Raw genomic sequence first — 13803 nt, 5'->3', positions numbered from 1 at the left:
CAATAGTCATTCGAAATCAATAGTCATAATAACCACAGGGCAATCGGGCTTAAATTACTCCAATAATGCGGAGCAAATAATCATTATTCCAACCGGCCTTTAATCGTTTTATTTTTACACCGACTTTTGATATTTTTTCTTTATTTATCAGGTTTAAAGCAATATGTCTGATAGTGGCAAGATTGGCTGCACTATGGCCTTTGCGTGTCCGGTTGCTATCTTCATCAAAAGCAATATCAAGCACCCAATGTAAATTGTTCTCGATAGCCCAATGAGCGCGAACAGCATGTTCCAGTTTAGCCGGATTATTGGCGCTCAGACTACTGATGAAATAACGCGTTTCCCCGGTGATTCTATTTTCTGATTCTCTTGTTGCTGTAACCGCAATGATACTTTGTAGTCCTGCCCAAGCATGACGTTCTTTTAACCATGCGATCTCATCTGTCACACAGATAGTACGTGTTTCAATGCGTCCATGATCCCCATCAACAGTCACCATGGCGGCTTCAGGCGATAACTGCGAGGTAAAATACGTGGCAACATCTTCATGTAAGTTACCCTGGTTGCCCTTCAGGCTCAAGACATAATCGCCACCTTGTTGAATAATCTGCTGAGCAATTCTTTTCTGGCAACCCATGGCATCAACTGTAATCACACTTCCTGCAATATTCAGTCGCGATAACAGCTTGGGAATGGCCGTAATTTCATTGGATTTATTGTCCACTTTAACCTGACCCAAGACCAGGCTATTGTGCTGCGCCCATGCACTGACCATATGGATAGCTGCCTTTCTTGAAGCCTTATCAATGCTACGCCTTAAGCATTTACCATCAATTGCAATGACTTCTCCTTCAGTCAGACTGGCTAAGTCAGACACCCAGTTGGAAAAACACTCGCCAAACTGTTCATTGTCTATCGCTGCAAAAACATCTCCAAAGGTATCATGCGCGGGTATCCCATGCTGCAAACCAAGCAATTTAGTGAACCAGTCTATCTTGGCTTTGCCAAATTCTTCAATAGCCACCCAATTGTCCGCCCCACAGATAACAGCGCATAAGGCGATAAAAAATATATCCTGTAACTGGTGTTTCTTTTGCCTGTCTACTCTCGGGTCTTCAATGCTTGAAAAGTGATGGATAATTGACGCTATCGGTTTCTCTATCATTTGAAATCAAAATGATAAAGCTAATACCTCATCTTGTTTCTGTTTTCAAGCCTCTTTTAGCCCGATTGCCCTGATAATAACCAGGTATGAACTAGACCTGTTTGCCTTAAACAAGCTAAAATTAGTAATTTTAGGGTTTCATGCTCATGCATACTTGGCGAAGGTCATTGATACGCGGCAAAACGCCGGTTGCACTGACCATAGGCAATTTTGATGGTGTCCATTTAGGCCATCAAGCAATGCTTATCCGTCTGAAGGATGTTGCCAAGCGGCTTGGGCTACCCGCCTGCGTGATGACCTTTGAACCCCATCCACGTGAGTTTTTTGCGCCAGATCAGGCACCTGCCCGCTTGACCAGCCTGCGCGAGAAACTGAAATACTTAATCCAAGCAGAAGTCGATTGCATCCATGTCTGCCGCTTCAATTATGATTTCGCCAGAATTAGTCCAGAACAATTTATTACGCGCATTCTGAACCGGGAGCTATCTGTCCGCTGGTTGCTTGTTGGAGATGATTTTCGTTTTGGTGCACGACGCGCGGGTGATTTTGCCATGCTGCAAGCCTATTCATCAGCAAATGGTTTTACCGTAGAAGCCATGCCCAGTGTCGCCATAGACGATCAGCGCATTTCAAGCACTGCTACGCGGCAAGCGCTGGCTGCTGGCAATCTCAATCAGGCCAGGAAATTACTGGGAAGGCCTTACAGCATCAGTGGGCGTGTGATTGATGGTGATAAATTAGGCAAACAAATCGGATTCCCGACAGCGAATATTCAGTTGAAATATAATCACCCGCCACTCTCAGGCATTTTTGTTGTTACCGTACACGGTGCCATGAAAGCATCTCCTGAAACCGTACTTCCCGGTGTTGCCAGTCTGGGCGTAAGACCGACAATCCATGAAAATGGCAAACCCGTATTGGAAGTACATTTGTTTGACTTTAATCAGGACATTTATGGACAACATTTACAAGTTGATTTTCTGCACAAGCTGCGTGACGAAGAAAAATATGCGGATATTGACACACTCATCGTTCAAATTAATAAAGATGTCGTGCAAGCAAAAGAATTTCTTCTCACAGTTCAAAACCTTTAAAGTAGCCGGTAACGTCCTTTAACCCACTAATTCTACATTTCATGACTGACTATAAGAAAACCCTCAATTTACTCGACACACCCTTCCCCATGCGCGGCAATCTGGCCAGCCGTGAACCGGGCATGCTAAAGGCCTGGCAAGAAAAGAATCTGTATCAAAAAATCCGCTCCGTCAGCAAAGGGCGCCCCAAATTCATTCTGCACGACGGTCCCCCTTATGCCAACGGCGACATTCACATCGGTCATGCGGTCAATAAAATTCTCAAAGATATCATCATCAAAAGCAAAACACTGGCTGGTTTCGATGCACCGTATATTCCGGGCTGGGATTGCCATGGGTTACCCATTGAGCATCAGATTGAAAAAAAACATGGCAAGCACTTACCGGCTGATAAAGTGCGCGAGCTTTGCCGCGCTTTCGCTAAGGAACAGGTAGAGCGCCAGAAAGCTGATTTCATCCGCCTCGGCGTGCTTGGTGATTGGGATAATCCCTATCTCACGATGAATTTCAAAACAGAAGCTGGCATTATTCGCGCACTGGGAAAAATTTATCAGAACGGCTATCTGTATCAGGGTCAAAAACCGGTCAATTGGTGTATTGATTGCGGCTCCGCACTGGCTGAAGCCGAAGTGGAATATGAAGATAAAACCTCACCCGCGATTGATGTAGGTTTTACCGTGCAATCGTCCGAGCACCGATCTCTCTGCGATATCTTTGGCATCTTGATCCCTGAAAATGACACCGTTTATGCCATCATCTGGACTACCACGCCCTGGACACTACCGGCCAACCAGGCGGTCAGCGTTCACCCAGATTTTGTTTATGAACTGATAAAAACAACACGCGGCTGGCTGATCCTCGCAGCCGAACTGAAGCAAGCTTGTCTGGAGCGCTACGGCTTGACCGCCATTGAGCACAATGGTATCCCTTGCACGGGAATCAGTCTTGAAAATTTAAAACTACAACACCCGTTTGAACCGCGCACGGTTAAAATAATTTGCGGCGAGCATGTTACGTTGGAAGCCGGCACTGGCCTTGTGCATACAGCACCAGCACATGGTTTGGATGACTATTTTGTCGGCCAGAATTATGGCTTACCCAGCGAAAGCCCGGTTGACGGCAATGGCAAGTTTAATACCAACACCCCTTTGGTCGGCGGTCTTTCGGTGTGGAAAGCCAACGATATCGTCATAGATACACTCAAAACCAGCGGGCATCTATTTTGCCTGAGAAAAATCGATCACAGCTATCCGCACTGCTGGCGTCACAAAACACCCATCATTTTTCGTGCTACCCCACAATGGTTTATTGGCCTGAATCTGCACGGTAAAATTGATGCAGCCGCGCAGAAACAAACCCTGCGTGAACTGGCCATGCGAGCTGTTGACACCACTACTTTTTACCCGACATGGGGCAAGGCCCGCCTGGAGGCGATGATTAAGAACCGCCCGGATTGGTGCGTTTCACGCCAACGTAACTGGGGCGTTCCAATGACATTTTTTGTGCATAAAGAAACCCTTTTGCCGCATCCACGATCACTCGAATTACTCGAGCAAGTGGCGCAAAAAATCGAACAGCAGGGCATTGAAGCCTGGTTTGCACTTGATGCTGCTGAATTGCTTGGGGAAGAAGCCAGGGATTACAAGAAACTAACCGATACGCTGGATGTTTGGTTTGATTCTGGCACCACGCACGACACTGTCGTTAAGCCGAATGCTCAACTCAAATACCCGGCTGATCTCTATCTTGAAGGCTCCGACCAGCATCGCGGCTGGTTCCAGTCTTCGCTGCTGACCGGTTGCGCCATTGATGCCAGAGCCCCATATGATGCGCTACTCACACACGGATTTGTGGTGGATGGCAGCGGTCACAAAATGAGCAAATCCAAAGGAAACGTCATCGCACCGCAGAAAGTGATGGATACTTCCGGTGCCGATATTTTGCGTTTATGGGTGGCTTCAACCGATTATTCCGGTGAACTTTCCATTTCCGAAGAAATTCTGAAACGAGTAGTCGAGAGCTATCGGCGCATCCGTAATACACTGCGCTTTTTACTCGCCAATCTCATGGACTTTAACCCGCAGAACGATCTGGTTGCCGTCACTGATTGCCTGGAGATTGACCGCTATATGCTGGCGTTTACCGATTCTTTCCAAGAAGATTTGACACAAAGCTATCAACGTTATGAATTTCATCAAGTGGTGCATAAATTGCACAATTTCTGTTCTGAAGACTTGGGCGGCTTCTATCTGGATATCCTCAAGGATCGCTTGTACACAGCAGCAGCCAAAGGCACACCACGCCGCTCGGCACAAACCGCGCTATACCATATCGCGCATAGCCTGGTGCGCCTGTTTGCTCCCATTCTGAGCTTTACTTCGGAAGAAATATGGGAACATCTGACCGGCGACACAGAAGGCAGCGTGCTGTTGCATCACTGGCACAGCTTTCCAGCGCAGCCGGATACCCAGTTATTACAGCAACGCTGGTCAAGAACACGCACTTTACGTTCGCAAGTGCTAAAAAAATTGGAAGATTCCCGCGCACAGGGAGAAATCGGTTCCTCATTGGCAGCGACAGTTGAGATACGCGCCAACAGTGACGATTTCACCCTACTCAAAGCACTGGGCGATGATTTGCGCTTCGTGTTGATTGTTTCTGAAGTCCATCTGATTCAGGTTAGTGGCCCGCAACAGGAAAGGATTGATGTAGTATCCAGCACACATGCAAAATGCGAACGCTGTTGGCATTATCGCCGGGATGTCGGGCATCATGCGGAACATTCCACCTTGTGCGAACGTTGCGTCGCCAATCTTTATGGCAGCGGCGAAGAACGTCACTACGCGTAAAAGCCTACACTTATTTACCGGAAATTTCTCACCATGAAACTTTACATTAGTCTGACCATTGCCTTGATCGTTCTGGTACTGGATCTCGCCAGTAAATATTGGGTAGAGTCTGCATTGGAATTTGGGCAGAAAATCCCATTGACCGGTTTTTTTAACCTCGTGCTGACCTACAATCCCGGCGCAGCTTTCAGCTTTCTGAGCGAGGAATCCGGCTGGCAGCGTTGGTTCCTAAGCGCAATCGCAGGTAGCGCTGCCTTACTGATCATCTACCTGCTCAATAAATACAAACATGAGAAATTATTCTGTATGTCGCTGAGCTTGATCCTGGGTGGCGCTTTAGGGAATTTATATGACCGCATCACGCTGGGTCATGTGGTCGATTTTCTGGATTTTTACCTCGGCACTTATCACTGGCCAGCATTCAATATCGCAGATTCTGCCATTTTTATCGGTGCTGCGCTGATGATATATGAAAGTTTCCGGCACAAGGAAGATTCAGAAAATTCTAAAGAAAAGGTTAAGTAGCCATTGGCTAAGCCCTTACCACTATAAATCTTATTTGCTCGATTTCTTTTCCTTGGTAATCGGGTTTTGTAGGGTATAGCCATTCTCTTTCATTTTATACCCGCCATAAGCACCTGCGCCGACAGCAACTAGAGTCCAACAACCTGATAACAGAGGCAGTAACATCAGGAAAGCAATCGCGTTTGCTATCTGTTTTTTCTTCATTCTGAATTCCTGTACAAAATGATATCTTAATGATTACATGAAGCTAACTAAAACCTTTTTGCGGCAGATTTTGTGAATCGCATACAGACTATAGAATATTGAACAAGCCTGCAACCACCTTATCATTCTTCATTACCCTTATCCCAAACATATAAATCATCGTTAGCCCGGCTTCGTATACTTTAGTATCGGCACTACCCCCATCTCTAAGACAGGGTTTCTTAGAACAAATCTAATCTCTGATCAAATGTTTTTTCTTGCGGCGCGCGACGAAGCCCAACAATCCCAGTCCAGCTAACAGCATGACGTAGGTATCTGATCGGGTATAGGACTCGTAAACGAAACCATATCAAGCGAGCCACCGTAACCATCGCTAGCTCCAATAGCGTTAAAAGTGAGCAAGCCATTTCCATCGAAGTTAATGACTGTCGAATAATTTAACCAATTCTGATCATTTCCTCCATTAGTAGCGCTATTCAACACAGTTACGGGGGCGGATCCATCAAATGTAAATGTGAGGTCATTAGTGGCGCCCGTACCCGGACGGGCGGAATACCAGAAACTCAGTTGATACAGACCAGGAGTGCCGATTAAGAACTGTGCCATCGAACTGTTTGAATAGGTATCCAATTCGATAAAGTTGCCACCTTCATAAGCAATTCCGGCAACATTATTGCGCAGCTCGATGTTTGGGCTACCCGTCCAACCGGTCAATGAACTATAAATATTCCAGGTACCGCTCGCTTGCGAATCAGCTTCGAAGCCGCCGTTCGCCACTAGATCCACGGCTGCCGAAGCTATCATCGGGGTTGCAAATAAAGCGCTGGCCATATATTTCAAAAAACTATTCATCGCTATCCCCTGTTCAAGGGTAAAGGGTAAATTATTGGTTTCTTGCCAATGCATCTTGATATCGGAACGATTTAGTTTATCTGGAATAAAAAATTAGCTATATATTATGAGGTTATCTTGCTTTCATACTTACCCCCTATTCTGAGTATTATCAGAATAGTAGAAATAACAATAATTAAGAGCAATTAAGAGGAAAATGTATATGTATGATTGAACCTGCGGAATGCACTCAAAGTAAATTCAATTATGCGACTTTGGTCAATACATCCCTATTATTTAGATGCTAAAGGTTTGGTAGCCCTTTGGCGTGAAGGTCTTTTAGCTCAGAAAGTTTTGCGAGGTGATACCAAGGGATATAAAAATCACCCTCAATTAACAAGATTCAAAAATACCAAAAATCCTATTGACACTATCGCTGTTTATCTGGGGTTTGTGGCAGATGAAGCAGAAAAACGCGGTTATCACTTTGACAGAAATAAAATCACCGATCAGAGTTTTACAGAAAAAATTACTGTCACCAGCGGACAACTGGAATACGAATTCAATCACTTATTGAAAAAACTAAAAGATAGAGATCCCCCGCGGTATTCTCGATTTAAAGAAATAAGCGACATAATCGTTCATCCAATTTTTGACGAAACCGCGGGGAATATTGAAGATTGGGAAGTAATCAGCCCTATCAAATAATGTTGCTATTTCTTTGTGTAATAATTTTATAAGGTAAACTCAATTGAATAAAAACAAGCTTTACCTTGGCATTCAAACACGCTTATTGGAATAATCAAGAAGGTTGCGGAGGAACTTTTATCCATTCTCCCGCGCATTGCTTGACATAGGGATAATATCCTTCAGGATTACGGCAATAGTGCCAATAATTTTTATTCTGTACCGGAGCGGGTCTGGAAACATCATTTTGTTGCACATACGCTGGTGCTCTAGATTGAGTTACAGCCATTGGTGCCGAAAATACCGGCGCTGCAGCAACCACCCCAGGATAGCCACCTAGCGGATAGTAGGGATCAAAATAGCGATATGGTCCGAAACCGACGTAATTATTATAAAGTCCGACACCTACCCGATTACTGTAAAAACCAAAACTGCTAAACGGCACACCAAAACCATAATAGCCAAAGCCTCCAAAAGGCGCAAATGGACTGAAAGGACCCCATGGACCGAATCCAAATCCCAACCCAACACCCAGGCCCAACCCAAACCCTGAATCAAATCCGCCATGATGATGGTGCCCACCACCGTGGTGATCATGTCCGGAGTATTGATTCTGGTCAGTATTAGTATTTTCAATATTCACAGTCTGAATCGAAGAATCACCCTGAGTGACGCCAGTGTCTTGCGTAGTCTGATCTATCTGTATAGCGCCATTGTCCTGGCTCGATTGATCGATTCCAGCAGATCCCGCAGACTCTGATGATGCATTAGACGCTGCCGGCTCGGTTGCAAGCTCGTTTCGAAGTGGCTCCTGTGCAAATCCATCATTCTGTTGTGATCCAGTACTTTGATCTACACTTTCGCTCGGATAAGAATCATTGGACTGGCCGAATGCACCGGTTTGATCAAAATTATCTCCTTGATCTGGGTCATCGGCAAACTCAGAATCCTCCGGTTGATTAAATCCATCATCCTGATAGAAAGCATCACTCTGATCGTAACCATTTTGATCAAAATTACCTTGATCGTAGTCTCCATAACCAGAATAGCCACCGGAGTCGTAACCTCCGTCATACTCGCCTCCGTAGTCACCACCGTCGAAGCCTCCGCCATCGAAACCTCCGCTATCTCCTTCGGCTCCTGCCGGAATTGCTAAAAGCATTCCGCAGATGGCGATGGCGAAGCAAGTTAATTTGAATTTTTTCATACCAACCTCGATCACAATATAATGAAACAATACAAATTAATCTTATACTTAACGACTACCTTTGCAGTCAGGTTCATACGCATTGCCCGCCAAGTAATCGATTAAAACAAATATGTTTTGTATTTAAAAATAGCATAGCAAGCAGAATCTGAATGGGTGCTGAATAAAAGGCTGATGAGGATGCGCATCCTAATTACAATGAAAGATTATTTTCAATCAGAAATTGGACGGAGCTAATATTTTTCTATGGAAAGTTCATCAATCAGAAGTTTTATGCGCACATAATGTCCACCCTGCCAGTAAATCTGGCCACATTCCGGGCAAATCAGGAATTCTTCGTAATATTTCCTTGTCAAGGGTTTTAGGCAATGTTCGATTTGTTGTTTGCCGGTTTCCGCTAATTTTCCATTACAATGCGTGCAGCGTGTCAGTGGTTTTATCAAAGGATACAAATTGAATCTTTTCAAAACTTCTCTAGTTTGAATTTTAGGTATATCCGCACGGACAAAATATCCGTGAGTAATAATGCTGCGTTGCAATAATGAGCGATCCCGGGTAAGCACTGTACGTTGTTGCTCACTGGCTATCGTTGCCACTGCGGCATCGCCGAAATCATTGCGATACAAACAATCAAATCCCAGTAGCCTCAAATAGCGTGCTAATTTTCCGAGATTTGCGTCCACAACAAACACAGGCGGTTGTGATGATTCCGGTCGAAGCGGCAATAACCGTTTGACTTCAGGATTTCCATCGGCGGGATAAACCTGGATGCTGTCTCCATCCTGCACAATATAGTCAAAATTTACCGCAATGCCATTGACCAGAATCAGTTCAACTTCCGGGTGCGGCACATTAAATGACTCGATCATGTCCTTGATCGAGGCTTTCCGGTCAAATTTATGAATAATCTCTGTAGCACTCAGCGCTGGCGCAATAAAGTCGTTTAATGAATGATAAAAACGTATTCTGATCTGCACCACTGATGACACTACCCTAAAAATTAGCTGCAGCTAAAAATTCGATGGATTTTTGACGTCGAGGTTGATCTGGTTTGATTAAGATCAATGTCTCCCATGACTGTAATCGGTATTCTAGGAATCGTTGTAACGAAAGAACTAATTATCAACTAATATTCAGAAGGTTTTATATGAGAATCACACATTTTTTGGCAGTGTCAGTAATTTTGTCTTTAGTCGCTTGCGGTGGCAAACCGACAGCTCCAGAATCGCCCGACCCTGATGCTTACGGCAAAACCATACAACCTTTCCATCAAATACCTGCAGGCGATCAAGAAGGTGGCGGCCAAGCCAGATCAACCACAGAAAAATCAAATTACTAGAGTCTAGTGGAATTTTATCAGTGTTCTACAGCTAAAAATCACAAGCAAATTTGGGCTATAGAACACTGAGTTTTACATGACTATCTGTTCATTTCCTTACATCAATCAGTTTTACTGCTGCAAAAAATAAGAGTCTTATTGTGTAGTCCATGAAAGATCATACGATTCCGGGAACGGGCCGGATTTGTAGTCTATATTGCCTTTTGGTTCAACATCTTTCCTTAACATTACTTGCCGCACCATTTCTGGGATCATCACCATGCCAACGTAACGCCCCAAACACTCATGGCTGCCGAATCCAAAATGGAAATAGTTATACCAATTGCGTTGTGGAATAAAGTCTTCCGGCGAATCAAATGCCCGTTCATCAAACGTAGCGGATAGCGTTACCGGCAGAACATGAGTGCCGGCGCGCAGAACTGTTTCATAGTCCGTGCCTTTTGCAGCAGTATAATCGCTTACAGTGGTGCGAAATAAATACGGAGTGATCGGAACAAAACGCAAAGCCTCCCAGACAATGCCATCTAATTCGGAGGGATCTTCCTTCTGTGCAGCAGCTTTTGCTTTAACCAACCATTCTGCATGCTGAAACAAATACTGCAGCACTTGCGCCACTGCTTGTGAGGTTGTCTCGATTGCCCCGATTAGCAGACCACCGGCATTAACACCCAAGCGCTTAATATCAAAATCCAGCTCTTTTGCAAAGCTGGTCCGCAACATTCTGGTAACAATATCGTCTTGCAGTTTAATGATTGTTGAGAATGTCAATTTTTCAGCTTTTACCGCAAGAAGACGTTTTGCGATCAACATGGTGATAAAACTTCCCAGCTTTTTGGAAGTCTCGTTATGCCGATCTATAATCCGTTGCGACAATTCTGGCGGCAGCAGGTCGAAAGGCTGATTGTGAAAGGTATCGTATTGATTCCAGTAAGACCATTCAATCAAATCCTCGCTTTTAGCCCCAGTTAACCCGAAATATTTTTGTACCAGTGTAGCCGGAACCATACGACAGAAATTATTTACAATCTCAATCTTTCCATTAGCTTGACCGAGAATTCCCCCGGCAATGTCCGCAACCATATTGCGCACTCTTGGCAGATCATCACGATTCAGCATAAACTGCATCAGCGATTTTTCACGGGTGTGCAGCGCATCGTCATCATGCGCCATCAGGTAGTTATCCATTTTTGGAACATAAGGCTTGACCGTAAAAACTTTGTACATAGTCAGTATTTCTCTGACATCATCAAATCGGGTAACCAACGTACAGTCGGGAGTCACCAATATGGGGCGCTTGGCGCGTAACTCCTTAAAAAATGGCAAAGGCTCTGTATCCATCCAGCGGCGTACTAATGGAAATTTCTCTGCATCAGCTGTTGCATCATACTGTTCAAGATAGCTTGTACTCGTATTCATTTCATTACCCCTTGTTCATTAATAAAGGACTGTTGAAGAAATTACTCGAACTACAGCGTTTTTAAATATTCCAGCAAATCGAGCTTCTGTTCTTTGCTGAGTGGCTTTAAAATCTCTCCATTAGGCTGAGCTGTTTTGCCGGATGTATATTCGTGACCAGCATTGCTATTACCAGGAAAACTGGTATCAAAAGTAAATCCCTTATCATTACTCTTTAATCCGACTTTTATCGGATCAAATTCGCGTGATCCAACTTTAAATTGATCAGGACGGTATTCACCCTCTTCCGGATCACCTTCACGTTTTTTGGGTAGTAACAAATCATAAAGAGATGGTACAGAACCATTGTGTAAATAAGGTGCCGTTGCCCAGATACCATTCAAAGATCGTCCCTTATAGGCATTCAGTGAGGCCAATGGATTAACTGTAGTATCCGGATCATAATTGCCATGCTTAATGGAAGATTTAATCTCGTTTTCATAAAATGCTTTTGCAAGATTAACAATCCAATCCGTCCAACGTTGGAAAAACCATTTATCGGGATCAGGAGTAGCCACCACATTTCTAGTTGCTTGAGTCAGCAAGGCCGCAACAGGAGCCTGCTTATCCAGTAAAATATTACCTACACCAAGGCCTACATACTGGTTGCGCAAAATGCCAGAATAGCCCTGAGCAGCGAAACTGTTTTTAGCCATAGCGGAATCCGTTCCTACAAAATTCACTTTTGTCATATTAGCGATGATACGCCGATTTGGATCCTCACGATCAATCCTGGCATGACAGGCCTCGCAATACTCGTCAAACAATGTTTTACCCCGAGCAGCTTTTTCCCTATTGATCTCGCCAAGAATCTCCTCTGGCCATTCAGGAGAATTTAATTTCATCAGGTGTGATTCAATTCTGTGCAAGTTTTGCACATTAATGGAAGAATCAAAGCTGACTTGCGTGATGCCATCGCTTTGTCCGCCGATAATTGATGATAATGTCGTTCTTTTTTCTTCCTTCCAGTCAAGTGTGCCAAATACGCCAATCACTTCACCCGCATTTCGACCAATTGGCCCTAAACCAGCATTGTCGGCTATCCCATTCCATTGCACATAATCGTGTTGGGCGATATCCCATAAGAATGGATAGCTAACAGGTGCGTCAGGTGCGTTGAACAATGCATGACGCAATCGCCCTAATTGCCATTTAGTGAGATGCTTGCTAAGGCGTTCCATCACATGATCACGTTGCTCTCCCGACATCACTTTACCTACGTCCTTTGGTATGATCTCGTCGATTTGTTCCTTAGTCATCACTTGATCTCGCATGACCTTAGGATCACGCAACAGCTCTCTCAACTCTCTTTCATTGATGATATGTTCAAGCACACGATTATAAATACGTCCAAACGCATCCAGTCGTGCATAACCATAGGCAGTTGGGCTATGATTGATCACGGTATAATCGTAAATGCGCTGTTCATACTTTTTTAGATCAGCCAGTATTGCGGCTTCCGATTTGTAATTGCCTTTTGCCAAGACATTTTTGACAAACCGCTGCGAGGCTTCTGCATTTTCACGCGTATATTTCAAAGCTTTTGCGATATCTTTCATGATGTTTTCCATATCCGCGGTGGCCGGACCGCCATCAATACGGATACCCACACCGTTATAGTTTACTTGCCCGGTATGGCATGCGGCGCAAGTTAAACCAACATACTCTTTGCCTTTGTAGTCATCCTTGACCCATCCAACCGGCAGCGCATCTGGGTTACCCGGTGAGGCCTTCTGGGGCAAATAACGATAGAAATTCATATTTGCATCAGAGCGGAAAAGCTGAGATTCTCCCGCCTTTTCCAGTGCTAGGAAGAAATCATAAGGCATCAGGTTTGATCCTTGTGTGGTGTAGTAAAACCACAAGCTGTCGGCAGCATTCCAACCTTGATCAAGGTACTTGACCTCTTTATAACTATCACCTAATTGATCTTGCTCAACTGTAGCTGCGTAGCGACTCTGCTCAGCCTCTGGAATTAGGCCCACCTTACAGCCAGATAGTATTCCGATGAGGAGAGCCGAGGCTGAATAAAGAAATAAAAACCGTTTTTTTGACGATATGAAATATTGTTTCACGATGATACCCCTTCTTACTTGAATTTATTAATCAGTATTTTCAAGAACAAAAACACATGCATGGTAATGCTAATTTCTGAATCTATTAATTGATCGTGTAATGACTTCTTGCTCCTCACATTACATAATCCTGGATTATTTCTATTCGAGGCCCGTGCCGATATCTCAATCTTGGTGAATTGTATTTTTTTAAGTGCTGCAACAATTCCTGATTATATTAAGAATCCGTCGCTGATAACAGCAATACTAACAATCTGACTGCCAAACCAGCAAAAATTTTGCTGCAATTAAACAAAACAGAGCAAATATTAGCTGCGCTGCAAAACAGACACCGATATCATGGATAGGCTTTGATACTGTCAATTTCTTACA

13 protein-coding genes are annotated in these 13803 nt (G+C 44.2%); 5 read left to right on the top strand and 8 right to left on the bottom strand.

The window, feature by feature from the left end; all coding sequences use genetic code 11:
• Positions 1-49 precede the first annotated feature (49 nt).
• Complete coding sequence (locus NIT79A3_RS03150) at positions 50-1165, bottom strand: ISAs1 family transposase (protein ID WP_013964816.1); 1116 nt, start codon at positions 1163-1165, stop codon at positions 50-52.
• A 146-nt stretch (positions 1166-1311) separates the two neighbouring features.
• Between NIT79A3_RS03150 and NIT79A3_RS03145 the strand changes: the two genes are divergently transcribed.
• The 3 genes from NIT79A3_RS03145 to lspA are packed head-to-tail and all read left to right on the top strand — an operon-like array spanning position 1312 to position 5633.
• On the top strand, positions 1312-2259 hold the full coding sequence (locus tag NIT79A3_RS03145) for a bifunctional riboflavin kinase/FAD synthetase (protein WP_041360492.1): 948 nt from the start codon (positions 1312-1314) through the stop codon (positions 2257-2259).
• Positions 2260-2300: 41 nt separating this feature from the next.
• A complete protein-coding gene (gene ileS / locus NIT79A3_RS03140; protein WP_013964814.1) occupies positions 2301-5108 on the top strand; it encodes an isoleucine--tRNA ligase in 2808 nt (935 codons plus the stop codon).
• Between the two features lie 33 nt (positions 5109-5141).
• Complete coding sequence (gene lspA, locus NIT79A3_RS03135) at positions 5142-5633, top strand: signal peptidase II (RefSeq protein WP_013964813.1); 492 nt, start codon at positions 5142-5144, stop codon at positions 5631-5633.
• 30 nt (positions 5634-5663) lie between these two features.
• Here the strand turns inward: lspA and NIT79A3_RS18995 are convergent, their stop codons facing one another.
• The 3 genes from NIT79A3_RS18995 to NIT79A3_RS03130 all read right to left on the bottom strand — a co-directional run bounded on the left by NIT79A3_RS18995 (position 5664) and on the right by NIT79A3_RS03130 (position 6689).
• Positions 5664-5837, bottom strand: a complete 174-nt coding sequence (locus NIT79A3_RS18995; RefSeq protein ID WP_013964812.1) for a hypothetical protein — start codon at positions 5835-5837, stop codon at positions 5664-5666.
• 232 nt (positions 5838-6069) lie between these two features.
• Positions 6070-6141 carry a hypothetical protein gene (locus NIT79A3_RS19285; RefSeq protein ID WP_348225758.1) on the bottom strand — a complete coding sequence of 24 codons (72 nt, stop codon included), beginning with the start codon at positions 6139-6141 and terminating at the stop codon, positions 6070-6072.
• Entirely contained in the window at positions 6132-6689 is a 558-nt protein-coding gene (locus NIT79A3_RS03130; RefSeq protein WP_348225699.1) for a pyruvate-binding protein, read from the bottom strand. Before NIT79A3_RS03130 ends, NIT79A3_RS19285 begins: the two co-directional genes overlap by 10 nt.
• Before the next feature lie 246 nt (positions 6690-6935).
• Between NIT79A3_RS03130 and NIT79A3_RS03125 the strand changes: the two genes are divergently transcribed.
• A complete protein-coding gene (locus NIT79A3_RS03125; RefSeq protein WP_013964810.1) occupies positions 6936-7376 on the top strand; it encodes a pyrimidine dimer DNA glycosylase/endonuclease V in 441 nt (146 codons plus the stop codon).
• Between the two features lie 94 nt (positions 7377-7470).
• Here NIT79A3_RS03125 and NIT79A3_RS03120 read toward each other — a convergent pair whose 3' ends face one another.
• Positions 7471-8517 (bottom strand): hypothetical protein, encoded by a 1047-nt coding sequence (locus tag NIT79A3_RS03120; protein ID WP_156796999.1) that lies wholly within the window; start codon positions 8515-8517, stop codon positions 7471-7473.
• 278 nt (positions 8518-8795) lie between these two features.
• Positions 8796-9542 (bottom strand): Mut7-C RNAse domain-containing protein, encoded by a 747-nt coding sequence (locus NIT79A3_RS03115; RefSeq protein ID WP_013964808.1) that lies wholly within the window; start codon positions 9540-9542, stop codon positions 8796-8798.
• Positions 9543-9709: 167 nt separating this feature from the next.
• Between NIT79A3_RS03115 and NIT79A3_RS03110 the strand changes: the two genes are divergently transcribed.
• Complete coding sequence (locus NIT79A3_RS03110) at positions 9710-9901, top strand: hypothetical protein (protein WP_013964807.1); 192 nt, start codon at positions 9710-9712, stop codon at positions 9899-9901.
• Positions 9902-10036: 135 nt separating this feature from the next.
• On the opposite strand, the gene NIT79A3_RS03105 is transcribed toward NIT79A3_RS03110, so the two are convergent.
• Together NIT79A3_RS03105 and NIT79A3_RS03100 are read right to left on the bottom strand one after the other, a co-directional pair.
• A complete protein-coding gene (locus tag NIT79A3_RS03105; RefSeq protein ID WP_013964806.1) occupies positions 10037-11317 on the bottom strand; it encodes a cytochrome P450 in 1281 nt (426 codons plus the stop codon).
• 50 nt (positions 11318-11367) lie between these two features.
• The gene (locus NIT79A3_RS03100; protein WP_013964805.1) at positions 11368-13431 is read right to left on the bottom strand and encodes a di-heme-cytochrome C peroxidase; all 2064 of its coding nucleotides are present in this window, start codon (positions 13429-13431) and stop codon (positions 11368-11370) included.
• Between the last annotated feature and the right edge of the window lie 372 nt (positions 13432-13803).

This window comes from Nitrosomonas sp. Is79A3 (genome assembly GCF_000219585.1).
GTDB lineage: Bacteria > Pseudomonadota > Gammaproteobacteria > Burkholderiales > Nitrosomonadaceae > Nitrosomonas.
The sequence above is the reverse complement of the archived record's forward strand: the minus strand, read 5'-3'. Positions and strand labels throughout refer to the sequence as shown.